The sequence below is a fragment of the Sulfitobacter sabulilitoris genome (assembly GCF_005887615.1).
Lineage (GTDB): Bacteria > Pseudomonadota > Alphaproteobacteria > Rhodobacterales > Rhodobacteraceae > Sulfitobacter_E > Sulfitobacter_E sabulilitoris.
Map to the genome: position 1 here is coordinate 30,837 of NZ_VANS01000009.1, position 23,750 is coordinate 54,586.

At 64.0% G+C, this 23,750-nt stretch carries 12 protein-coding genes; 3 read left to right on the plus strand and 9 right to left on the minus strand.

The window, feature by feature from the left end; all coding sequences use genetic code 11:
* Positions 1 to 44 precede the first annotated feature (44 nt).
* Positions 45 to 6,998 carry a S8 family serine peptidase gene (locus FDT80_RS18245; protein ID WP_138663768.1) on the plus strand — a complete coding sequence of 2,318 codons (6,954 nt, stop codon included), beginning with the start codon at positions 45 to 47 and terminating at the stop codon, positions 6,996 to 6,998.
* Between the two features lie 125 nt (positions 6,999 to 7,123).
* Here FDT80_RS18245 and FDT80_RS18250 read toward each other — a convergent pair whose 3' ends face one another.
* A complete protein-coding gene (locus FDT80_RS18250) occupies positions 7,124 to 8,554 on the minus strand; it encodes a mannose-1-phosphate guanylyltransferase/mannose-6-phosphate isomerase (protein WP_138663769.1) in 1,431 nt (476 codons plus the stop codon).
* A gap of 379 nt (positions 8,555 to 8,933) precedes the next feature.
* On the opposite strand from FDT80_RS18250, the gene FDT80_RS18260 reads away from it, so the two are divergent.
* Positions 8,934 to 11,435, plus strand: coding sequence for a calcium-binding protein (locus FDT80_RS18260; protein WP_138663771.1), 2,502 nt, complete (start codon positions 8,934 to 8,936; stop codon positions 11,433 to 11,435).
* 117 nt (positions 11,436 to 11,552) lie between these two features.
* Here FDT80_RS18260 and FDT80_RS18265 read toward each other — a convergent pair whose 3' ends face one another.
* From FDT80_RS18265 to FDT80_RS18295, 7 genes are all read right to left on the minus strand, one after another.
* The gene (locus tag FDT80_RS18265) at positions 11,553 to 12,512 is read right to left on the minus strand and encodes an SGNH/GDSL hydrolase family protein (RefSeq protein WP_138663772.1); all 960 of its coding nucleotides are present in this window, start codon (positions 12,510 to 12,512) and stop codon (positions 11,553 to 11,555) included.
* A gap of 2 nt (positions 12,513 to 12,514) precedes the next feature.
* On the minus strand, positions 12,515 to 13,522 hold the full coding sequence (locus FDT80_RS18270; RefSeq protein ID WP_138663773.1) for a GSCFA domain-containing protein: 1,008 nt from the start codon (positions 13,520 to 13,522) through the stop codon (positions 12,515 to 12,517).
* Between the two features lie 31 nt (positions 13,523 to 13,553).
* Positions 13,554 to 14,528 carry a GDP-L-fucose synthase gene (gene fcl, locus FDT80_RS18275; RefSeq protein ID WP_138663774.1) on the minus strand — a complete coding sequence of 325 codons (975 nt, stop codon included), beginning with the start codon at positions 14,526 to 14,528 and terminating at the stop codon, positions 13,554 to 13,556.
* Between the two features lie 11 nt (positions 14,529 to 14,539).
* The gene (gmd, locus tag FDT80_RS18280; RefSeq protein ID WP_138663775.1) at positions 14,540 to 15,661 is read right to left on the minus strand and encodes a GDP-mannose 4,6-dehydratase; all 1,122 of its coding nucleotides are present in this window, start codon (positions 15,659 to 15,661) and stop codon (positions 14,540 to 14,542) included.
* 181 nt (positions 15,662 to 15,842) lie between these two features.
* Positions 15,843 to 18,893 (minus strand): hypothetical protein, encoded by a 3,051-nt coding sequence (locus tag FDT80_RS18285; protein ID WP_138663776.1) that lies wholly within the window; start codon positions 18,891 to 18,893, stop codon positions 15,843 to 15,845.
* Positions 18,894 to 18,988: 95 nt separating this feature from the next.
* Complete coding sequence (locus tag FDT80_RS18290) at positions 18,989 to 20,674, minus strand: M10 family metallopeptidase C-terminal domain-containing protein (protein WP_170311939.1); 1,686 nt, start codon at positions 20,672 to 20,674, stop codon at positions 18,989 to 18,991.
* A 482-nt stretch (positions 20,675 to 21,156) separates the two neighbouring features.
* The gene (locus FDT80_RS18295) at positions 21,157 to 22,155 is read right to left on the minus strand and encodes a hypothetical protein (protein WP_170311940.1); all 999 of its coding nucleotides are present in this window, start codon (positions 22,153 to 22,155) and stop codon (positions 21,157 to 21,159) included.
* Positions 22,156 to 22,379: 224 nt separating this feature from the next.
* On the opposite strand from FDT80_RS18295, the gene FDT80_RS18300 reads away from it, so the two are divergent.
* The gene (locus FDT80_RS18300) at positions 22,380 to 23,423 is read left to right on the plus strand and encodes a tyrosine-type recombinase/integrase (protein WP_138663779.1); all 1,044 of its coding nucleotides are present in this window, start codon (positions 22,380 to 22,382) and stop codon (positions 23,421 to 23,423) included.
* A gap of 38 nt (positions 23,424 to 23,461) precedes the next feature.
* Here FDT80_RS18300 and FDT80_RS18960 read toward each other — a convergent pair.
* A partial coding sequence (locus tag FDT80_RS18960) for a hypothetical protein (RefSeq protein WP_425472048.1) occupies positions 23,462 to 23,750 on the minus strand: 289 nt, incomplete at its 5' end.

Below are 23,750 nucleotides of genomic sequence, written 5' to 3' on the forward strand. Positions count from 1 at the left end.
TATCATTTCGATGCCGCAAGCTTGTCAGCAATGAGGACGTTTTTTTGCCCACACGTTTTACCCCGACGGACCCGATCTACGCATTTCAATGGCACTATGACTATCTGGGGCAAAGCTTCGGGCTGAGCCGCGAAGGTATCGAACGGGTCTGGGCGGAATACAGCGGCGCCGGCGTGAATATCGGGGTCTTCGACACGGCGGTCGACCCCTACCACCCCGAATGGGCCGACCGTTTCAATTTCGATGCGCAGATCGAGATCACGACACCGTCCGGCGCCGTGTACGAGGTGTCGAACGTCGACCGCGTGGAAAACCATGGCATCGGTGTCACCGGCCTGATCGCCGCGGGTGCGAATGGCACCGGCACCATCGGCATTGCCCACGGGGCCACGATTTCGTCTGCCGATGTCTATTCCGACTATGACCTGAGCCTGTTTCCCGCCTTTGCGACCTTCGAGAATGAAATCGACGCGCCGCTGATGTCGCAGATCATGGGCGCCTACAAGAACTTCGACGTCGTCAACGCCAGCTGGCACAACGACTCGCTGTATAACCAGCCCTTGGCAAACGGCGTGGAGATGACCGCGCAACTGGCCGCCATCCGGTCCGCCGCCGACGAAGGCCGCGGCGGTCTGGGCACCATCATGGTCATGGCCGCCGGCAACGATTTCGACGATATCTATTACGACGACAACGGCGTTGCCCGACGTATCTACATCGAGGATGAGGGCCAGAACCGCACGGCGGATATTCCGATCGATTTCCTGCGCTCAGGGCTGCAGGACAGCCCGACCTCGGCGCCGCGCGTCACCGTCGAAGACATCGCCGCGGGCACCCTGACAGCGGCGGAAGCCAGCGCGGGAACCGATCGCCGGGTCGCCGCACGCGAAACCATCGTGGTGGGCGGATATACCCAGCGGCTGGAACTGCCCGATGGCAGTTTTCACGAAAGCCAGGTCGCGCCCTTTGCCTCCCGCGGCTCCGCCCTGCTCTTGTCCTCGCTCACGCGGATCAACCAGCCGCTGACGGATGTTCTGTCCGACAACCGGCTGTATCCGGGGCTCGGCGACAGTCCCAACCTGTTTGCCTCGCACCTGGCCGAATACGGCGATGGCATCGTCACGACCGGGATCGCCTCCGAAGTGGGATACGGCTGGGACGACGGGCAGCGGACCTATCCGGGCTCCACCAACAATTTCGGCGGCACCTCTGCCGCGACGCCACAGGTCAGCGGCGCCGTGGCCCTGATGCTGGAAAGCAACGAGACCCTGGGCTGGCGCGATGTGCAGAACATCCTGGCTCTGTCCGCGCATCATGTCGGGTCCTCCGTCTCCGGCTCGTCCAGCGGCTATGACAGCGAGAAGTTCGGCTGGGTCATCAACGGCGCGGACAACTGGAACAACGGCGGTCTGCATTATTCGGCCGACTATGGCTATGGCGCGCTCGATATCTTTGCCGCGGTGCGCATGGCCGAAGTCTGGTCGCTGTTCGGGCCGGCACAGGTGTCCGCCAACGAGGCCAGCGCCTCGGCGGCGGCAAACGCGAATACGACAATTCTCGGCGGGGGGGCCACAACCCCGGTCACGACCTCGCGCGACATCGTCCTGACGGCGGCCAATCTGGACGCGGAATACGTGGATCTCACCCTGGCGCTGATCCACCCGAATTTCGCCCAGCTGGATATTTTCCTCGTCTCGCCCTCGGGCACACGCATTGCCCTGCATGACGTCTCTTCGGACAATTTCGCCCATGCCGGTGTCTCGGATGCCGGCCTGACATGGACCTTCCCGGTCAACAGCTTCCGGGGCGAAGACCCGAATGGCACGTGGCGGCTCGAGGTGGTGAACCGCGGCGGCTCGACCGGCCAGCTGCTGAACGTGTCGATCGACGTATATGGCGGCACTGCCACCAGCAACGACGTCAGCCATTTCACCAACGAGATATTTTCCGCGCAGTTCGCCGGGCGCCTGGGCCAGGATATCGTCGACACCAACGGCGGCAACGACTGGATCGACCTTGCGGCGGTCACTGGGAACGTGGAGGTCAACCTTGCCCGCGGCGGTGCCCTGACGCGGAGCCAGAACGGCACCGCGACCACCTTCGCACGGATCGGCGCGACGACGGATATCGAAAACGTCGTCAGCGGCGACGGAAATGACCGCCTGGTCGGCAATGGGCTGAACAACCGCTTGGTGGGCGGCCGCGGTGCCGATACGCTTCTGGGCGGCGCGGGCAACGACACCCTGGAAGGCGGGGCCGGGGCCGACAGCCTCGAGGGCGGCACGGGCAGCAATACGGTCGCCTATACGCTGTCGCGCGGCGCGGTGGCGGTCAACCTTGCCTCCGGCGGCGCAAGCGGCGGCGATGCCGCGGGCGACAGCTTCGGCAACATCCAGAACCTGACCGGCTCGGACCACGATGACCAGCTGTCCGGCTCCGCCGCTGCCAACGTGCTGATCGGTGGCAAGGGCAACGATGTCCTCGCGGGGAATGGCGGCGCGGACAGCCTTTACGGCGGGCTTGGCGACGACACCCTGGCCGGCGATGCGACCTCGGCCCTGGTGAATGGCGGCGCGGGCGACGACCTTGTCGATTTCAGCGCGGCCGGAGGCGGCGTCAACGTCAACCTGGGCGCCGCGCGCTTTGTCGGCATCGAAGGCCTTGCCGGAGGCGCCGGCAATGACACGCTGACGGGGGATGCAGGCAACAACATCCTGATCGGCAACGGCGGCGCCGACCAGCTCATCGGCGGCGGCGGGATCGACACGGCCTCCTACCGGACGGCCCTGTCCGGGGTGATCGCCAGCCTGTCCAGTCCGGCGGGAAACACCGGCGACGCGGCCGGTGACACCTATACCGGCATCGCCAACCTCGAGGGCTCCGGGTCCGCCGACAGCCTGACCGGGAATGGCGGCGCGAACCGGTTGATCGGGAACGCGGGCAACGACACGCTGACCGGGGCCGCGGGCAACGACACGCTGGTCGGCGGGACTGGGGCCGACAGGCTGATCGGCGGGACAGGAACGAACACCGCCGATTACAGCGGGTCCAACGCAGGCATTTCGGTCGACCTGGTCACGGGAACCGGGCTCGGGGGCGACGCCCAGGGCGACATCCTGACCGAGATCCAGAATGTCATCGGCACCGGTTTTGACGATGCGCTGACCGGATCGGCAGGCAGCAACCGGCTCGAAGGCGGGGATGGCAACGATACGCTGATCGGGTACGGCAGCAACGACGCCCTGTTTGGCGGGGCGGGCAACGACTTGCTGATCGCAGGCCTGGGGGCCGATACCCTGAGCGGCGGGGATGGCAACGATACGCTGGATGGCTCCGAAGGGGCGGCATCGCTTTACGGCGGTGCGGGCGACGACGTGCTCCTGATCGGCTCCGCCACGGCGGTGATCGACGGCGGCGACGGCAGCAACACCGTCAGCTTTTCCCGCTCGGGCGCGAGCGCGGGGCTGAACGTCGCTCTGGCGTCACGGGCCGACTTCGTCAACATCCACAACCTGGTCGGGACGGGTTTCAACGACACGCTGACCGGCGACGGCAACGACAACGTGCTGGAGGGCGGCGGCGGGGCCGACGTTCTGACCGGCGGCGCGGGCAATGACTATGCCGCCTACACCGGGTCGACCGCGGGCGTGAACATCAGCCTGCTGACCGGGGCGATGCTGGGCGGCGATGCCCAGAACGACACGTTGAGCGGGATCGGAAACCTGATCGGGTCGGCCAACAACGACACGTTGCAGGGCGATGGGGCCGACAACATCCTTTACGGCGGCGCGGGCAACGACCTGTTCCTCGCCTCGGCTGGCAACGATGTGCTCTATGGGGGCGCCGGGACAGACACGATCAGCTATGCCGCCGCAACGGCCGCCGCGTCGATCACGCTCGGCATCTGGCGGCAGCAGGACGATCCGGCCTCGACCGTGCCGGTGGCGCAGGGCAATGTTCTGCTTGGCATCGAAAACGTCATAGGCACCAACCTGGCCGACAGCCTCACGGGCGATCGCGAAGACAACGTTCTGGTTGGCGGCGCGGGCAACGACACCCTGATTGGCGACGCCTTCGGGGGCTTTGGCAACGACACGCTGTACGGCGGCGCGGGCAATGACGAACTGGATGGCCACCTGGGCGACGATCTGCTGTACGGTGACGCCGATGACGACATCCTGACGGGGAACGCGGGCAACGACACGCTCTTTGGCGGCACCGGCCTGGACTTTCTTGCCGGGGGCGACGGCGCCGACAGCCTTCATGGCGGCGACGGCAACGACCAGTTGTTCGGCCAGGCGGGCAACGACCAGCTGCACGGCGACGGCGGCAATGACGAAATCAACGGCGAGCTTGGCAACGATACGCTGCGCGGCGGGCTCGGGCTGGACAGCCTGCTGGGCGATGAAGGCAACGACCATCTTTATGGCGATGCGGGCGCCGACCAGCTGTTCGGCGGCAATGGCGCAGACCAGCTTTTCGGGGGCGAGGGAAATGACTCCCTTGAGGGCGAAGACGGAAATGACACGCTTGCGGGCGACGCCGGCGACGACACGGTCAACGGCGGCGCGGGCAACGACATCCTGACCGGGGATGACGGCAACGACATGCTGATCGGCAGCTCCGGACAAGACACCCTGCAGGGCGGAAGCGGCAATGACGAGATGTACGGCGGCATCGGGGTGGACAGGCTGCTGGGCGGTATCGGCAACGACCTGATGAATGGCGGGGATGGCAACGACACCCTGCTCGGGGATGACGGTGACGATACCCTGGCCGGCGGCGCGGGCAACGATTTCCTCGATGCCCAGGTGGGCAATGACGTTCTTTACGGCATCTCGGGCTCGAATATCCTGCTTGGACGCGCGGGACTGGACAGCATCTACGGCGGTATCGGCGCCGACCTGATCTATAGCGGCGCCGACGACGATCTGGTGAACGGCGGAGACGGCAACGACAGCATCTACGGCGGCGCGGGCAACGACCTTCTGGTCGGCGGCGCGGGCAACGATTACATCAGCGGCGAAGGCAACGGGGCCAACAGGCTCTTTGGCGGAGACGGCATCGACACGATCGTCGGCAGCGGCGGAAACGATGAGCTCTTCGGCGACGGCGGCAACGACCTGCTGGTCGGCAGCAACGGCAACGATCTGGTGAATGGCGGCGCGGGCAACGACCGCCTTTACGGCGGCCGCGGCAATGACAGCATCGTGGGGGGCGACGGCGACGATTATGCCGAAGCCTATATCGGGGCCAACTTCATGTACGGCGGCCTTGGAAACGACACGTTCCACGGCGGCTCCGAAGCCGACAGCATCTATGGCGAGGGCGGCAACGACCGCCTGACAGGCTGGGCCGGCAACGACCTGATCAACGGTGGCGACGGGGCCGATACGCTCTTTGGCGGCGCGGGCAGCGACACCATCGCCGGGGGCACCGGCAACGACTACATCAGCGGTCAGGGCGGCGGTCTGAACATCCTGCTCGGCGATGGCGGCGACGATACCGTCATCGGCGACAGCGGGGCGGACGAGCTTTACGGCGGCGACGGAAATGACATCCTGGTCGGTGCGGCGGGCAACGACATCGTGAACGGCGGCGCGGGCAATGACCGTCTTTATGCCGGCACCGGCAACGATACGATCGTCGGCGGCGACGGCAACGACTATGCCGAAGCCTATGTCGGGACAAACGTGCTCTCCGGCGGCTTCGGCAGCGATACGCTGCATGGCGGGTCGGGCAACGATTCACTCTATGGCAACGAAGACGGCGACTATCTCAAAGGCTGGGCCGGCAACGACCTGATCAACGGCGGCGACGGGGCCGATACGCTCTTTGGCGGCGCGGGCAGCGACACCATCGCCGGGGGCACCGGCAATGACTACATCTCGGGCCAGGGCAGCGGGCTGAACATGCTCTTCGGAGAAGGCGGCGAGGATACCGTCATCGGCGGCAGCGGGGCGGACGAGCTTTACGGCGGCGATGACAATGACATCCTGGTCGGTGCGGCGGGCAACGACGTTGTGAACGGCGGCGCGGGCAATGACCGTCTTTATGCCGGCACCGGCAACGACACGATCGTCGGCGGCGACGGCAACGACTATGCCGAAGCCTATGTCGGGGCAAACGTGCTGTACGGCGGCTTTGGCAGCGACACGCTGCATGGCGGGTCGGGCAACGACACGATCTATGGCAACGAAGACGGCGACCGCCTGACCGGCTGGGCCGGCAACGACGTCCTGAACGGGGCTGCGGGCAATGACACACTGTTCGGCGGCGCCGGTAGCGACACGATCGCTGGGGGGACCGGAAACGATTACATCAACGGCGGCGGCAGCCTGGCCAACACCCTTTACGGGCAGGAAGGCGACGACACCATGATCGGCGGCACCGGCGACGACGTGCTGATCGGTGATATCGGAAACGATGTTCTTGCCGGGTCGGCGGGCAACGACCTTCTCAACAGTGGCGCGGGCGACGACAAGCTTTACGGTGGTGGCGGCAACGACACCCTGGTCGGCGGGGACGGCAACGACTACCTCGAAGGCTATATCGGACAGAACCTGTTCTATGGCGGGGCCGGCAACGACACCCTGGTCGGCGGCAGCGGAAACGACCTGCTCTTTGCCGATATCGGCAACAACCGTATCTGGGGCGCCGTGGGCGACGACACGCTCGTGGCCGGTGTCGGCAAGGATGTCATGACCGGCGGCGCCGGCGCCGATGTCTTCATCTTCGAGAACGCCAGCCGCATCGGTTTCGGGGAGGCGCGGGATGTCATCACCGATTTCACCAGCGGCACCGACAAGATCGACCTCTCCGCGCTCGCGACCCAGTTCAACGGCGCCGCGGGGCTGATCGGGGGCGGACAGGCCTCGTTCTTCTATCAGGCATCCTCGGGGTCTCTGATTGGCGACGTCACCGGCAACGGCGGGTCCGACTGGGTGCTGCAACTGGATGGCGTCACCACCCTGCAGGCTACCGACTTCCTGCTCTAGACGGAAAAACAGCGGCTCCGACGGGGGCCGCTGTTCCGCTCATCCAAGGCGTCTTGCGAAGAGGCGATGTTCAACGCTCGGGCGGCAGGATGCGCGCCGTCCTGTTCCCGCTCCGAGACGGGAAATCATTCACGCGCGTAGATGTCCTCGTAGCGAATGATGTCATCTTCGCCCAGGTAGCTGCCTGTCTGCACCTCGATCAGCACCATCGGCACTTTGCCGGGGTTGCGCATCCGGTGCACCGCGCCCAGTGGAATATAGACGGACTGGTTTTCCGTCACGAGCGTGACCTCGTCATCCACCGTCACTTCGGCCGTGCCCTCGACCACGATCCAATGCTCGGAGCGGTGGTGATGGCTTTGCAGGCTCAGCGCGGCCCCGGGATGGACGACGATGCGCTTGACCTGGAAGCGTGTGCCGACGACCAGGCTTTCGAACCAGCCCCAAGGGCGATGATCCTTGGGAAAGGATTCCGCCTGCGTGGCGGCCTTTTCCTTCAGCGCCAAAACAGCCAGCTTCACATCCTGCGCGCGCGACACGTCGGCCACCAGAACCGCGTCGGGCATTGCGACGGCGATGATGTTGTTCAGACCAATACCCACGACCTGCAAATTCGGATCTTCGGAGCGCAGCAGCGTGTTGTCGCAATCCAGCGCCGTGGCCGCCCCGGAGGTGGCAACGCCGCGGGCGTCACGACCGGTTTCGCGCCAGACGGCATCCCAGCCGCCCAGATCGGACCACCCCGCCGCAAAGGGCACCACCGAAAGGTTCGTGGCCTTTTCCATCACCGCGTAATCGATCGAGATATCAGCGGCCTGCGACCATGGCTCGACCGCCAGCCGCAAGAACCCCAGGTCGTGCCGGGCGTCATCCACGGCCGTCTGAACCGGTGTCATAAGATCGGGGGCGTGCGCACGGAAGGCGGCCAGGATGCTGCGCACCGAAAACAGGAATATCCCCGCGTTCCACAGGTAATTGCCGGCCTCGAGCATCTGTTGCGCACGGGCCGCGTCCGGCTTTTCGACAAACCGCGCAAGCGACAGGGGACGGGCCGCGAAATCGCCCGGCTCTTCGGCCAGCTCAAGATAGCCATAGCCGGTTTCGGGATGCCCGGGCTTGATCCCGAAGGTGACAAGCTGACCGGCCTGCGCGGCCGGCAAGCCTGCCGTCACCGCGTCCCGAAAGGCCTGCGCATCGGGGACCACATGATCGGAGGGGGCAATCAGCATCACGCCATCGGGGTCGGTCTTCTCCAGCCACAGGGCGGCGGCCAGCACCGCGGGTGCGGTGTTGCGCCCGTCGGGTTCGATCAGGATGGCCTTGGGATCGATGCCCATGGCGCTCAACTGCTCGGTCACGATAAAGCGGAAATCCGAATTGGTCAGCACGGTCGGCGCGGCAAACCCGTCTCCCGACAACCGGTGCGCCGAGACCTGGAACAGGCTCTCGTCGCCCAGCAGTTTGGCGAATTGTTTGGGATACGACTTGCGCGACAACGGCCAGAGACGCGTGCCGGAGCCGCCACAAAGGAGTATGGGATGGATTAGAGCTGTCACACGTTTGCCTATCAAAAAGTGTGGGATGCCTGAAGGGCACTATAAAGCTGCGTCATTCCTTGTCCGGAATAGACCATATCGGCTATCGCAGATAGGGCTTCGATTTGCAAAGCCTGATGGCCGGTTGCACCGCGGGCCGCCATTTTCGGGGCGCAGTACGCAGCGGTCGCACAGGCCCGAATCCGCGTCGGGCCAACCGCCTGAAAATTGCCAACCACGGATACCGGGATACAAGGATAAGGCGAAAATGCCCCAAAAGGGTTGATCGGTGCAAAAAATGGCGGCACCTTGCAACACAAGGCTTTCCGTAAGGGAACTGCCAGATTGAAACGTCCAATTTTGGTCACTCTTTGCAATAGAAATGTAGGAGATTTACATAATGCTGATCACCATCCTGGGGCCCGATGAAAGATTTTTCGATAATGCATTTTTCGATAGTTTTGGCGAAGTAGACCTCGATCTCGTAAGCGCGACGTCCACCCGTGTTGAGGTGGTGAACAACAGCACGGGCGCGGTCACCGTATTCAACGGCACTGGCTTTACCTTTTCGTCCGGCGCCGATCCGGCTCCGACCGGCGGCACGATCACCTCCATCGGCTTTTTCCAGAGCGGCGCATCCGTCGCGTCGCTCACCGGCATTTCCTGGGATCTGGTTGCACTGAATTTCGCGCTCGACCAGGATTCCCAAGGCAATCCCCAACCGCTCAACAACCTGGTGACCTCCTCGGGTCCGATCACCGTCGATGCCACGAATTCAACCGTTCCGCTGCTTGAATTCGGCATCGACTTCCTGCCCGTGCCCTACACCGTGCTGGGGACGCAATTCGGCGACTCCCTGGTTGGCGGAGACGCCAACGATCGTCTCGAAGGGCGGCTTGGCGACGACACGCTGAACGGCGGGGCAACCGGGAACGATACGCTGGAGGGCGGCCTGGGCTCGGATGAATTGTTCGGCGGGGCGGGAAATGACCTGCTCAATCCCGGCGACAACAACAACTACGACTACATCGTTGCAGGCATCGGCAACGATACGATCACCTTCGACGACGCCACCGCAGACGCCTATTTCGAGATCGAGCATGGCGATCTGAACAACGCGATCACTGTCAATATCAACGGCAACACCAACACAGGCAGCATCGACAAGGGCGCCAGCGGCACCACGACCCTGGTCAACGTCGCCAATTCGAACAGCGATTTCAACTCCAACGGCGGGCTGCAGGTCGACGGCACCCGGTTCGACGATGTGTTCAATATCACCAACCTCGATACCGGTTGGATGGCGATCAAGATGGGCCAAGGCAACGACACGCTCAATCTTGGCGCAAGCACGGGCTTCATGCGGCTTGATCTGCGCGACGACGGCTTTGGAACAGCGGCCACCCAAGGGGTCGTCGCCAATCTGGCCACGGGGGTGATCGCCAACGACGGCTTTGGCTTTACCGACACGATCAGCGGCCCGGGCCGTATCAACGAACTCCGTGCGTCGTTCGAGAACGACAACATCACCGGCAGTGCTGGCAATGACAGCTTTATCCTGATGGCTGGCAACGACACGCTCGACGGGGGCGACGGCATTGACCGGGTCCGCTATGACCGCAACGGCGTGACGAACCTGGATGTCAATCTGGCGACGAATACGGCAACCGGTCTCTGGGCCCGAAATGGAGAGAACCTTGCCTTTACGCACAGCATCTCGAATGTCGAGAATGTCCGCGGGTCGCGCGATGCCGCGGACGCCATTCGCGGCGACCAGTTCAACAATATGTTCGAAGGCCGGGGCGGCGACGACACGCTTCTCGGCGAGGGCGGGGATGATACCCTCTACCTCGGGCTTGGGAACGATCTGGGCGGTGGCGGTGCCGGCAATGACAGCATCATTGGCGAGGCCGGGGCCAACACCATCTACGGCGGGGCCGGCGATGACACCGTTCAGGGCGGCAGCGGCAACGATACTGTCTACGGCGGCGGCACCGGAACCAATTCGCTGCTCGGCAACGATGGCGACGATCTGATCTTTACCGGCGGTGGCGGCGATTTCGTGGGCGGCGGGGCCGGCAACGACATCATCCGCGGCAATGCCGGGGCGGACACGATCTTTGGCGGCGTCGGCAACAACAATGTCGGCGGCGGCGGGGGCGACGACATCATCCGCATGGCCGGAGGGGCCGACACCGTCTACGGCGGCGCCGGGAACGACAATATCGGCGGCGGCGCGGGCAACGACCTGATCTATGGCAGCGCGGGCAGCAACGTGATCTACGGCGGCGCGGGCAGCGACACGGTCCAGGGCGGCACCGGCGCCGACACGATCTATGGCGGCGGCGAAGGGGCCAACGTGCTGCTGGGCAACGACGGCGCCGACCAGGTCTATGGCAGCCTGGGCAATGACTTCATCGGCGGCGGCGCGGGCAACGACACCACGCTTGGCGGCGATGGCGCCGATACGATCTATGCCGGCACCGGCGATGACTTTGTCGGCGGCGGCGCGGGCAACGACGTGATCTATGGCGGCGCGGGGGGCAACCGGGTCTATGGCGGCACGGGCAACGACACCTTCGTCGCGGGCGCCGGACGCGATGTCGTCACCGGCGGTCCCGGGGTCGATACCTTCGTGTTCAACTCGGCCGCGCAAATCGGCGTCGGGGCGGCGCGCGACGTGATCACCGATTTCACCAGCGGCACCGACAAGATCGACCTCTCCGCGCTCGAGACCCAGTTCAACGGCGCCGCGGGGCTGAGCGGGGGCGGCACGTCGTCGTTCTACTACTTCGCCGGGGGCGGGCTGCTGATCGGCGACGCCGATGGCAACGGATCCGCCGATTGGGTGCTGGAACTGAGCGGCGCCCCCACCATCGGCGCGGATGATTTCATCCTGTGACACCGACGGGCCGCGGGGGCCACATCCCCGCGCGGCCTCTTCGCGCGGGCCGGACAGCGTTTGAGACACCGGGACTGTCCGGCCCGCGCAAGACCAAGGTCCTTCGGGATCACTTGTTCAGTCAAAGGACGGCGTATTGCCCGTGGTCAGAAGATGGCCAAGTTGCCCGATACGGTCCGAGGTGTCGGCCTCCCCCTTGAGCAGGGGTGTGTCGGGAAGGTCGGGCAGTTGTGTCATGGAAATCGTGTCCCATGACACGGGGTCGATGATCTGAGCGCCCAGTCGTTCATAATAACAAAACTGGTCATAACACCTGAGGCGTCGGTCTTCGTGACCATCGGTATATTGCACGATGCCGGACCGCGGCCCCATCAAATAGGTAAAGCCGCATAAATCCATACCGGCGGGGATCGTGAGAGAAATCGTTTCGCCTACGGAAATCGGCGTCATCTCGACTGAATATCCGCTACGCGAAAAGGTGGATAGTCTGTCACCCCGACCAGGAACATGCTCTGAGACATGAATCGCGCTGAACAGGGCGACGGGGCGTTTCCGGTCCGGTCCGGGCGTGACCCGGGGGTGTTCCAGAAAGTCGGCCAAAGCCCGGGCATATACGGCAACCCCTTCGGAATTGGGATGAACCACATCCCGCAGCAACCCGTCACCATCGGGAATACACAGGTACGGCAGCCCGTTCGTGGCACAAAACTCCTTGTGCATCGCGAACAACCAGTCGGTTTGCGCATCCACGTCTGTCCGGGGAAGATCCAGCAACGCCAATGCGATACCGCGATCTGCGCAGGCATTTATGAGGGTTGCCAGTGTATTTTGATGATCGGCGGGATGCCGTCCAAACTTCCGAAATCCCGGAGTTGCGAATTCCGCAATGATCGTATCGGGATTAACGTCATCGAGGATCTCGGAAAGCAGATGCCGCATGTGATAGGGTTGCAGACCGCCCAACCCGACTTTGCGCAGCGTCATCGCCGCCCCGTCACCGATCAGCTTGCCGGCCTGCTCGACAAATCCGGGGGTCTCAGCGGTAACGCTGAATCCGAGGATCAGAACCTTTTCCAAATTCAGACTACATATTTGGCAATGAAATGGGAGACGACGAACTTGACCATATCCGGTCGTACATGAAGTTCATCGTCCTGCCAGGCCAAGCCGCGCGGTGAGTTGGTGACCATTTCGAAACTTGGAAAGTAGTCAATGTAATCATGAGTATCAGCCAGCTTTTGCGCCACGACACGCAGCAATGATTTTGAGTAGGTGTTCGCGACGACCACATCCTGACTACTCCAAGTCGTAGACATTGGCACGGGCGAAACGGTCAGTATGAATTTTACATCCTTGTTGCTTTTGCTACGGATCATTTCGATCGATTTGTCGATTGCACTAAAGGACTGGTCATAAGTGCTATTGATGAATTCAAAGCGTTCGCCCGCTGATTTCATAAGTCGCGGCGGGGGGCTTGAATTGAGAAAAAGCCCTGAGATGGTATCAAACCACGTTTCTGTCAAACCCAGAGTTATAAAGATAATATCTGCATCAAGCACTTTGCCTACGAGGTCTTCAACGGTATCGCGAAGGTCGGAAAGCGTCTCAAACGGCAATGGCTGAAGAATGGCAGCCAATTGCGGATCAACCCATTTGCCCTCTTCCACTTCCAGAAACCCACGGTCCTTGGGGTTGGTTTTTCCAAGAACGCGCTCCAATTCGCTGTGAATGGCCTGTGTGCTGTACTTGTTCAGCAGTGATCGTGGATTGGGGACATTTTTCATTGCCCCAAGGCTGCTCTGCAAAAGAGCAGCATCAAAATTGAATTTCGTCGTAATGACATCCACACCACTGTCGGTCAGCGAATTTTCTACATTACGGGCAAAACAGGAGCCAATTGTAAATACAGATGAGTCTCTGGAGATACTAAATTTCGGGTCCACGTTAATCGGCATGTATGTGCTGGATCTAAATCGCTCCATTGCCGTATTCACATCGCCTTTTTCAGCTTCGACAACCGGAACCCATCTTTTGAACTTATTTCTAAATGCAGTCCGCAGCGCATCTTTTGAAAAATAGCGGGTCATCGTGAGTGTCCTTTTATCGAATAATCAGAAGCTATGATCGAATGGAACGTGCCGATTGCATGACGAACCACTCATATGTCCCCGCCAGCCCGTCCTCCAGCGAAATGCTCGCGCGCCAGCCCATGTCCGCCAGACGCGACACATCCATCAGCTTGCGCAGCGTACCGTCCGGCTTGCTGGCGTCGAACCCGATGGCGCCGGTAAACCCGGTCACCCGCGCCACCATATGCGCCAGTTCGGCGATGCTGACGTCGGTGCCGGTGCCCACGTTGATATGGCTCAGCATCGGCGCGGTATTGGCGGCATAGGCATCCCTGGGCAGATCGAGCACGAACAGGCTTGCCTCGGCCATGTCGTCGACATGCAGGAATTCGCGCATCGGTTTGCCCGTGCCCCAGATCTCGACCCTGTCCACGCCATCGCGGACCGCTTCGTGAAAGCGGCGGATCAGGGCGGGCAGGACGTGGGAGTTCTCGGGGTGGAAATTGTCGCCCGGCCCATAGAGGTTGGTGGGCATGACCGACCGGTAATCGACGCCGTGCTGCCGGTTATAGCTTTCGCACAGCTTGATCCCGGCGATCTTGGCGATCGCGTAGGCTTCGTTGGTCGGCTCCAGCGGGCCGGTCAGCAATGCGTCCTCGGCCATCGGCTGCGGGGCGGCCTTGGGGTAGATGCACGAGCTGCCCAGTTGCAACAGCCGCGTGACCCCGGCGGCAAAGGCCTGATGGATCACGTTGCATTCGATCATCAGGTTTTCATAGATGAAATCGGCCGGATAGGTGTTGTTGGCATGGATGCCCCCCACCCTGGCCGCCGCCAGGATCACCACGTCGGGGCGCTCGGCCTGCATGAACTCGCGCACGGCGACCTGATCGGTCAGGTCCAGTTCAGAGGAGGTGCGGGTGATCAGCTCGATCGCCTCGCCCGCGTCCTGGCGCGCCTGAAGACGGCGCAGAATGGCCCCGCCGACCATGCCACGATGACCTGCGACGTAGAATTTTTCCATTCCGCGGATCCTCAGTTTTCGATCGTGACAGGCGTATCGTAGCCATGCTCTTTGAGCAGGGCGTGGCGCTTGGCGGTCCTGAGATCGCTGGCCACCATCTCGGCGCACATGTCCTGAGCCGTGATCTCCGGCACCCAGCCAAGCTTGGCCTTGGCCTTGGCGGGGTCGCCCAGCAGGGTTTCCACCTCGGCGGGGCGAAAATATTGCGGGTCGATGCGCATGACGACGTCGCCGGTTTTCAGCGCCGGGGCCTTGTCGCCGGTCACGCCCGCCACCACGGCTGTCTCATCGATGCCGCTGCCCTTGAACTCCAGCGTGACGCCCAGTTCCGCCGCCGACCATCTGATGAATTCGCGCACGGAATACTGCAGGCCCGTGGCGATGACGAAATCGTCCGGCACATCCTGTTGCAGCATCATCCACTGCATGCGGACATAATCCTTTGCGTGGCCCCAGTCGCGCAGGGAGTCGATATTCCCCATGTAGAGACACTGCTCCAGCCCCTGGGCGATGTTGCACAGGCCGCGGGTGATCTTGCGGGTCACGAAGGTTTCGCCGCGCCGCGGGCTCTCGTGATTGAACAGGATGCCGTTGCAGGCGTACATGTCATAGGCTTCGCGGTAGTTCACGCAAATCCAGTAGGCATACATCTTGGCGACCGCATAGGGACTGCGGGGATGGAAGGGCGTGGTTTCCGTCTGCGGAATTTCCTGCACCAGGCCGTACAACTCCGAGGTCGACGCCTGATAGAAGCGGGTTTTCTTTTCCAGCCCGAGAAAGCGGATCGCCTCGAGCAGGCGCAGGGTGCCCATGGCATCGACGTCGGCGGTGTATTCGGGGGCCTCGAACGAGACCGCCACATGGCTTTGCGCGCCCAGGTTATAGACTTCGTCGGGCTCCACCTCGGACAGGATCCGCGTCAGGTTCGAGCTGTCGGACAGATCGCCGTAATGCAGCTTCAGCTTGGGGTTCGGCTGATGCGGATCCTGATAGATATGGTCGATCCGCTGGGTATTGAAACTGGAGGCCCGGCGCTTGATCCCGTGGACATCGTACCCCTTCGCCAGCAGGAGTTCCGCAAGGTAGGAGCCATCCTGGCCCGTGATGCCGGTGATCAAAGCTTTTTTGGCCATCTGATTTCCCAAAATTCAAAACTGGACGAGAGACGTGCGACAAGGGTCCCGAAGCAAAAGACCTCCTGACAGAAGTGCCGATCACCTGCCGCGTCGGTTAGCAAATACCCCCCCTCATTACAAGCGCACCGCGGGGTCCTCAGAGAAACCGCATCAACAAGGCGCGACCGGCCGGACGCCGTCACAGGACCGTAAAAATCTCGGCCAGAACCTCGTCCACGACGCGGCGGCGCTCCTCCATGACGGTCGTGGCATTCCCCAGGCGGGCCCGTAGATCCGCCGCGGTTTCCAGCCAGGCTTCGGCCGCCGCGAGGTCGGGGACCGTGGCCTCGATCCTGCGGGCGGCCCCGGCGGCGGGCAGGCCGTAGGTGTTGATCATCGCCTCCGGCAGAACCAGGTCGTGCAGCCGGTGGCCCGGCCCGGCATAGCAGATCGGCATGGCCCCGACCGCAAAGGCATCCACGATCTTTTCCGAGACATAGCTGTGCTGATGCGTATTCTCATAGGCTCCACAGAACCGCGTGCGCCCCTGCAGGCGCGCCAGCTTGTCGAGGTGCCAGTCCGGCAGCGCCTGTCGCCTTGCGCCCTGCCCCGGCCAGCCCTGCCCAAGCCGCAGCGCATCGGGGTTGCGCACCTGCCCGGCCACCGCCGTGCGGTAATGGCTGAGCCCCTGTATCCGCCCGTCGTCAAACGTCACATCAAAGATCGGATCGGTCCTGCACTCGGCCACAAAGGCCAGGGGCAGCGGCGCGTCCTGCCAATGCTCAAGCATGTCGCGCGGACGCATATGTACGTATTTCGCCAGCATAGAGACATATCTCGGAGCGAAATGATCGGCTGTCAGCAGAAAATAGGGAATGTCCGCAAAGTCGAAAATCCGCGAGTTCATATGGTTCAAGGCGCGATAGGGCTGCATGGTCCCGCCACAGTCGAACTGGCGGTCCCTGTCGGCAAATCCCCCGCTCCAGACCGTATCCCACAAGGGTTCTTCCGAGATGACGGCGATCTTGACGGACGGGTTGGCCCGGACCGCCGCCGCAAGGGCCTCCGCGTTTTCCGCGAGGTCGAGGTTCCAGCCGGTCAGGATCAGGTCCGCGGACTCGGGTGTCGGCGCCTCGTCGATCCGCCCCCCCGCGATGCGGCGAAACGGGGCATACCCGAGCGGCGTCCGCGCGGACCGGGGCCCAAGATAATAGATCCGCGGCGGATGTCCGATCCGGGCGGGGGCAGACCGGGCCGCCGCCGCCTGACCGGCGTGTTCGGCCATCAGGATCTGAATGTCATGCGCCAGCGCATCGGGCCCATACAGCAGCCAAAGCTGATCCAGAGCCAGGAACAGGCCCTGCATCTGCTCCGGGTCCGCCTCGAGCGTGGCCAGACGGTCCGTCAGGGTTTGCAGGTCCTGGTCCGATGCCCCGCAGAACACGACCGCGGATTGCCACAGCTCCGGATCACCGGGCAGACCTTCGCCGGGGGCATCCGCGAGGATCACGGGCACGGCCCCGGCCGCAATCGCCTGCCACAGCATCAGCGAATTCCCCCCCGCCCCCGCAGGACACAGCGCAAACCGGCTCCGTTCGGGACAATCGGCGCCGGGCCCGATGTCCGCGGCCAGGGGAAGACAGGCCCGCGCCTGCGAACAGGCCAGGCGCACGGGCCGGTCCCCATCCGTCCGGCGCTCCGGAGCATCCATGGCCGCAACCTGCGCGAAAGCGTGCAGCCGCACCCCCCGCAGGGCCGCGGCCTGGCGATCCTGCGCCGTCACATGCGGCCAGAAGACATCCGTGACCCCGGCGATCTTGAAAAGATCGAGATGCGCCATCATCCCGGGGTGCTGGCATATCGTGATGCGCGGGCCGTTGTCCGGCAGTTGCGCGCAAAAGGCCCGGAACGCGCCGCGCCTGCGGTCGAGATCCGGGGCCGATGTCACATGCGCCTCGATCAGGCCGGCCCAGGGGTAGCCGACATAGCCTGTCCCCTCCGGCACCTGCGCCAAAGCCTGGATCTGGCGAAACCCGCGCCATTCGGTAGCAGGCCGGTCCTGCCAGTCGCGGTCAAAGGCCCAGATCCGGTTTGCCCGCCACATCGGATCGCCCAGCGGGTCCGTCGCCCTGCGGCGCCCCAGGGGGATCATGCGGTCGATGTCCGCCTCCATCGCGGCGGCATCCCGCGAGGCGCGGTGCAGCAGGTCGCGGTAGCCGGGCAAATCGGTGAACGGCGCCTCACCCGTCCGCGTCAGGCTGGCAAGCGACGGCCTGTCGGGGGGGGCCGCAGCGGGCCACACGCCGTCATGGACCACCCGTTCGGGCGCGATCGCTTCGGGCAGGGAAAGAGGCGCCTCGAACCGGCTGTTGAACCAGCGGCGGGCCCTGTCGGAGATGTCCTGCTCGACAATCCGCAACCTCCCTCCTTCGGCGTCGTCGGCAACGACCAGACGCCGCAGCGGGCCCTGCCCCAGAAGATCGCGCAGCGCCAGTTCGCGCTGCCGCTCGGGGGCCGTCCTGTCGATCCCGCGCCGGACCTGGATGCGCTTGTGCAAGGCGAGCCGTTGCGCCACCGTCCCGTAGGCCCCCAATGGCCGCGGGCTTTGCACGAGCTTTGCATGCCGGGCAAAACGTTGCCACAGATGCCATTCCTCCAGAAAACCGTCGGACGTCAGGACCGCCGCGCCCTTGGCGACCGTCCACAGGCCGCGACGAAAGAAAACGCCCCCCTGCCGCAAAAAGGGCCAGCACATCCCATCGCACAGGCCCTGCGCCACGACCTCGGTCGGGGTGGGAACCTCGACCCCGGCGATCAGCCGGTGGTCCCGTATCTGCGCCGCGGCGCCACTGATCCACGGCACCTGCTGTGCCGTGAACTGCCGGCCCAGGGCGGCAACATGATCAAGCGCGCCGGGCAGGAAGACATCCCCCTCCCGCACCCACGCCATGAACGTATCGGCCCCGGCAGAGATGCTTTCGATGCCCTGTGCGATGGCTGCATAAAGTCCGGCAGCAGGCGTGCGGCCATGTGAAAACCGGATGTCCCGGCACTGGATGGGGGTTTGGGGGTCGTCCAGCCTGGCCTGCCAAGCGGCAAGGCGGCGCGCCACCGCCCCGGTGACCGCGCCATGGGGCACATGCACCCGCACGCGAAAATCGCCGGCCTGCGTGACAATGCTCAAAAGCGTGCGGTCAAGCTCGTCCGCGGCTTCGGGACAAGGAATAACAAGGCAGACGGTGTCAGACATACGGCACTTTCATGTTGCGGCCGTATATGGGTCACATCTTGCCGGTCCCGCAAGGGGAACGGTGCGCCCGACGCGCGCCGCCGCCCTTCGGGGGGCTACAGGATGAAATCATCCGCCGTCAGCGCCGGAGCCTCCGACACCTCGATCGCGAAATCGTTCTGACCGTCGCCATTCGTATCGCCAATGGCAAATCCGGAAACATAACGCAATTCTCCCGCGGTGCCGCTGAAAGCCGCGGCGCCGACGAACTGCAGGGACAGCGCGGTCAGATCGATCTTGTCGACACCTGCCGCGAAATCGGTGATCGCATCCCGGCTCGCCTCGATCCCGGCCTGCACCGCCGACCCGAACACGAACACATCCGCCCCCGGGCCGCCATTGATCACGTCACGCCCGCTGCCGGCATAGATGGTATCGTTGCCACTGCCCCCATAGATCCAGTTATTTCCAAGCCCGCCAACGATCATGTCATTGCCGCCGCCGCCACCGGCCAGATCGTCGCCCGCGCCGAGGTAGATCCTGTTCGCGCCGGCGCCGCCGTAAATCTTGTCGCTGCCACTGCCGCCGGCCAGGAAATCGGCCCCCCCACCGGCGGTGATCACGTCGGCGCCATCGTTGCCCAGCAACACGTTCGCGCCATCCCCGCCGCCGTGAATCTCATCCGCGCCGGTGCCGCCCTGGACCGTATCGTTGCCATAGCCCCCCCAGATCCGGTTGGTGCCCGCGCCGCCATAGATCACATCGTTGCCCGCACCGCCGCCGGCCAGGTCAGCGCCCAGCCCGAGGTAGATCGTATTGGCGCCATTCCCCCCGTACAGGCGGTCGTTGCCCGCACCGCCGCCGATCAGATCGTTGCCCGACCCCGCCGTGATCGTGTCGTTGCCTGCATTTCCCAGCAGCCTGTTTGCCTCGGCCCCCTCGCCGTAGATCCTGTCGGCGCCGGTGCCGCCCTGGACCGTATCCGCGCCGGACCCGGTATAGATCAGGGTCTGACCGGCAGAACCGTAGATCACGTCATTGCCCGCACCGGTCATGATCTGTTCCAGCGTTGTCCCGTCCGCGATCATCAGGTTGCCCCGCAGCCCGTAGACGCTCGAGACCTCATGGGGGCGCAGATCCACCACCTGGTCGGCACCGCTCGAGCGCAGATCCAGCGTATCGAACCCGCCGTCGTCGACAATCGTCCAGGACACCTCCGGACCGAGGGTTCCGGCCGCGCGCATCTGGCTGATGCGGTCATAGGTGCCGCCGGCGGTCGAGCCATCGCCATATATCGTGTCGCCCGGTCGCAGCACGGCCTTGCCGTAGAGCGTCTCCATCGCAAGGGTATCCGCCAGCATGGGCACCATCACGAACGAATAGCTGGCATCGACAAAGGTGTTTTCGGTCTGGCTGAAATAGGACATCACCGACATCTGCCAGCTGTCGTTGGCATAAAGATTGTCTCTGCCGTACTCGGCGCTGCCATCGTAATTGCCCGTGTGCCCCAGCCCCAGCGCATGGCCGATCTCATGGATATAGGTCATCATGGAATAGCTGTTGAAGCCGGTTCCGTTGCTGGCCAGCCAGTTGGTGGAGACGTTCACGCTTGAGCTGATGATCTCCCCGTTCCCCGAGATGGTGCTCCGTGAGGAGGCGCCCGGGCTATTGTCGTCAAAGCTGATGTCGGCATCGCCGGCCACGGTGTTGAACGAAATACCCGTGACCGTCGTCCAGGCCTCGAGAGCCAGAAGCGCGGTCTGTTGCCCCTCTTGTGTCAGAGCGGAAATATTCACGCTCACGGAGCGATCCGGTCCAAGGGCGAACGCATGCGAGGTCCCGCCCCAATAGTCGTGGCTCAGCTGCCGGGCGACTTGGACGGGTGTATATACGACGGCGCCGTTTTGTTGTGTGTTCTGAGCGGCCATGTACTCTCCTGAATATCTCTCCGCGGTCAGCGCGGGGTCCGGTTGTCCTGTTCTGTCCTGTCCGCAGACCGGTTTGGGTCATCCGCGGGATCACGGCGCCGTGGGAATAGCACCGCCATCCTGGATCACAAAGCGCCCCCGTGGCGCCTCAGCACAAATCGGCGCAAAGCGGCAGGGTTCAGCGAAACTCTGCGCATGATCGTCGCCCCGGAACATTCCGAAAATCGTAATGCCCGCCAAAACCGGCGATATTGTGGAGAAACCATGCAGTCGGGTCATCCGGTCCCGCCACGGGCCGGAAAGACCCCGAGCCCTGCACCCCCGGCCGGTAAATCCACGCGTCGGCACGGTCCGGTCTATCGCGCGGTCCAAAGCCGGAACCGCCCTTGTCCGGTGATCTCGCGCACCACATTCATGGACTGCATCCTGCCCAGCATCCGTTCGGCGGAGGCTCGGCTGATCCCGGCAAGGCAGGCGGCGTCCTGGGTGGTCAAGATGGGGCGCGCCGTCAGTGCCTCGATCAGCTTTGACGGGCTGGTGCCGTTGATGCCGGAGGTGGCGGCCCGGGCTGCGGCGGCCCAGACCGTGATCCGGTCCAGTTCGAGCATCGCCGTTTGCGCACCGCTGCGGGTGGCCGCGATCCACCGGGACAGGCGGTCTGCGATGCTCGCCCCCTGCCGCCAGACATCGCGACCGGGCGCCAGGGGCGCAAAACCCAGGCTGCGATTTTCCGACCCGGCAATGCGCGCCGCGGCCACCGCCGGCTCCACCAGCGCCTCGGCATGCGACAGCCCCGCGACAGGCCAAAGCGCAAAACAATACGCCGCGCGGGTGATCGGATGACTGTCGGCCAGTTCCGCCATGCCCTCGCCAAAGGCCTCTGCCGCGAGATCGAATTCAGCACCGACAGGCCGCAGGAGCAGGGTGTCGGCCAAGGCCGGAACGTCGACCCTGTGCAACCCCAGGAAACCGCGCAGATCCGGCAGGGGGCCGGGCCGGTCCGAAAGCCGGCGCATCGCCCAGCGGGCTTCGGCCAGGGCCGCCGGATCGCCCGACACGCCACCGGCGGCGCGCAGGTGCTGGCCGATCCGCTCGCGTGGAATACGCGCCCCTGCGGCCCAGAGCATCGCCTCGATCTCGATCAGCGCCAGACGCTCGCCCGCGCCGGAGCCGGGCACATGGCGGCAGGCCTGATCCAATGCCGACAGCGCTCCTGCCGCCCGCGCCAGGTCGGCCGCGTGAGATGCCTCCGCTTTGCGCCAGGCGGCCGGGTCCGTCAGCCGGCGGTGATCGGCACGCGGCCCCGGCATGGCAAAAGGATCGTCACCGGAAAAGGCGGCTTCCTCGGCGGGCACGAACCACAGATCGGCGTCGCGCCCCGGCGCATCGTCACAGGGCGAAAACGCAATCCCGGTCTCATCATTTTTATCTTTATTTTTAGGACTTTGATATCTCATATCCGCATTTTATCGGCATATTGCCGACAACCAAAGAACTTTGTGCCCTGACCCATCAGTCACGATAAGTAACCATTATCATGCCTATTGCATGCACCGCGTTTTCATGGCCAGATCACCACATGAACAGCCCCGCTCCTCTTACTGGCATCGCGCTTTCGACCGAGGACGAGGCCGCCCTGAGCGCCCTCTACCGGCATGGCACCCCTGAAAACACCCTCCGCGCCTGGGAGCGCGACCTGGTGTATATCACCGCCTGGAAAGCCGCCGTATTTGTACAGCCGCTGTGTTGGCCGGAAGACGAACGCGTCGCCCTGCGGTTCGTCCTCGACCACTCCACCTCCCTGACCGGGCAGCCCGACAGTGCGGCTGGCATCGCCGCGACGGAACTGGTGAAGCTGGGGCTGCGACGCTCCCTCGCCTGCCCCTCTCCGGCAACGCTGGATCGGCGTATCGCCTCCTGGCGGGCGTTCCACCGGATGCGCAATCTTGCCAGTCCCTTCGCGGCTCCGCTCATCATGCAGGCCCGCACCAAAGCGAGACGGGCCGCCGCGAAACCCCGGCAGCCCAAATCCCCCCGCCCCATCACCCGCGAGATATTGGAACGGTTGCTGAGCAGCTGTGACGATTCGATCCGCGGATTGCGGGACCGGGCGATCTTGATGCTCGCTTTCGGCTCGGGCGGGCGGCGGCGATCCGAACTGACCGCTCTTTACCGCGAAGACATCGACACCGGCGACTTTGCCAAGAAGGGCCTGGTCTGGATCCGGCTGCTGGAAACAAAGACGACCCGGATCGAGGACGCACCGCGACTGCCGCTCAAGGGGCGCGCTGCCCGGGCCGTGATGGGATGGATCATCGGTGCCAGGATCGAAACGGGTCCGCTCTTTCGTCCGGTATCGAAATCGGGGCGCGCCCTGCCCCGGTCGCTGGCACCCGACGCGATCCGCGTTATCCTGCGGCACAGGCTGCGTCTGGCCGGGTTGCCAGAAGACTACGCCACTCCGCATGGTCTGCGCGCCGGCTTTCTCACCCAGGCGGCCCTGGATGGCGCGCCGCTTGCCGCGGCCATGAAACTGAGCCTCCACCGATCCGCCATTCAGGCCCAACGGTACTATGCGGATGTGGAACTGGAAGACAATCCAGCCACGGATCTGCTTGGTTAGGCTCTGATACCAGGCCGCACGACCACCCCCAGCGCGATTTATGGTGTGTCTGGTGTGTGGTTTTGGGGGTTTGAGGTGTTTTTCCAGTGCATGAGGGTTTCCAGGGCGGCCTGCATGCGCCGGGAATGCTCGGGGCTGTCGACGAAGACCGGGTTGCGCGCCGCCTGGCGCAGGCGCGTGGCGAGGGCGGCGCGCCGGGCGGGGTCGCGCGCCAGACCCTGCGCCAGCGCCACGTATTCCGCCGGGCTGCTCGCCAGCAGCTCCTCGAACCCCAGCGCGCCGATCAGGAACTGGTCGATCGACCGCGTCGACCCGCGCCGCAGCGTC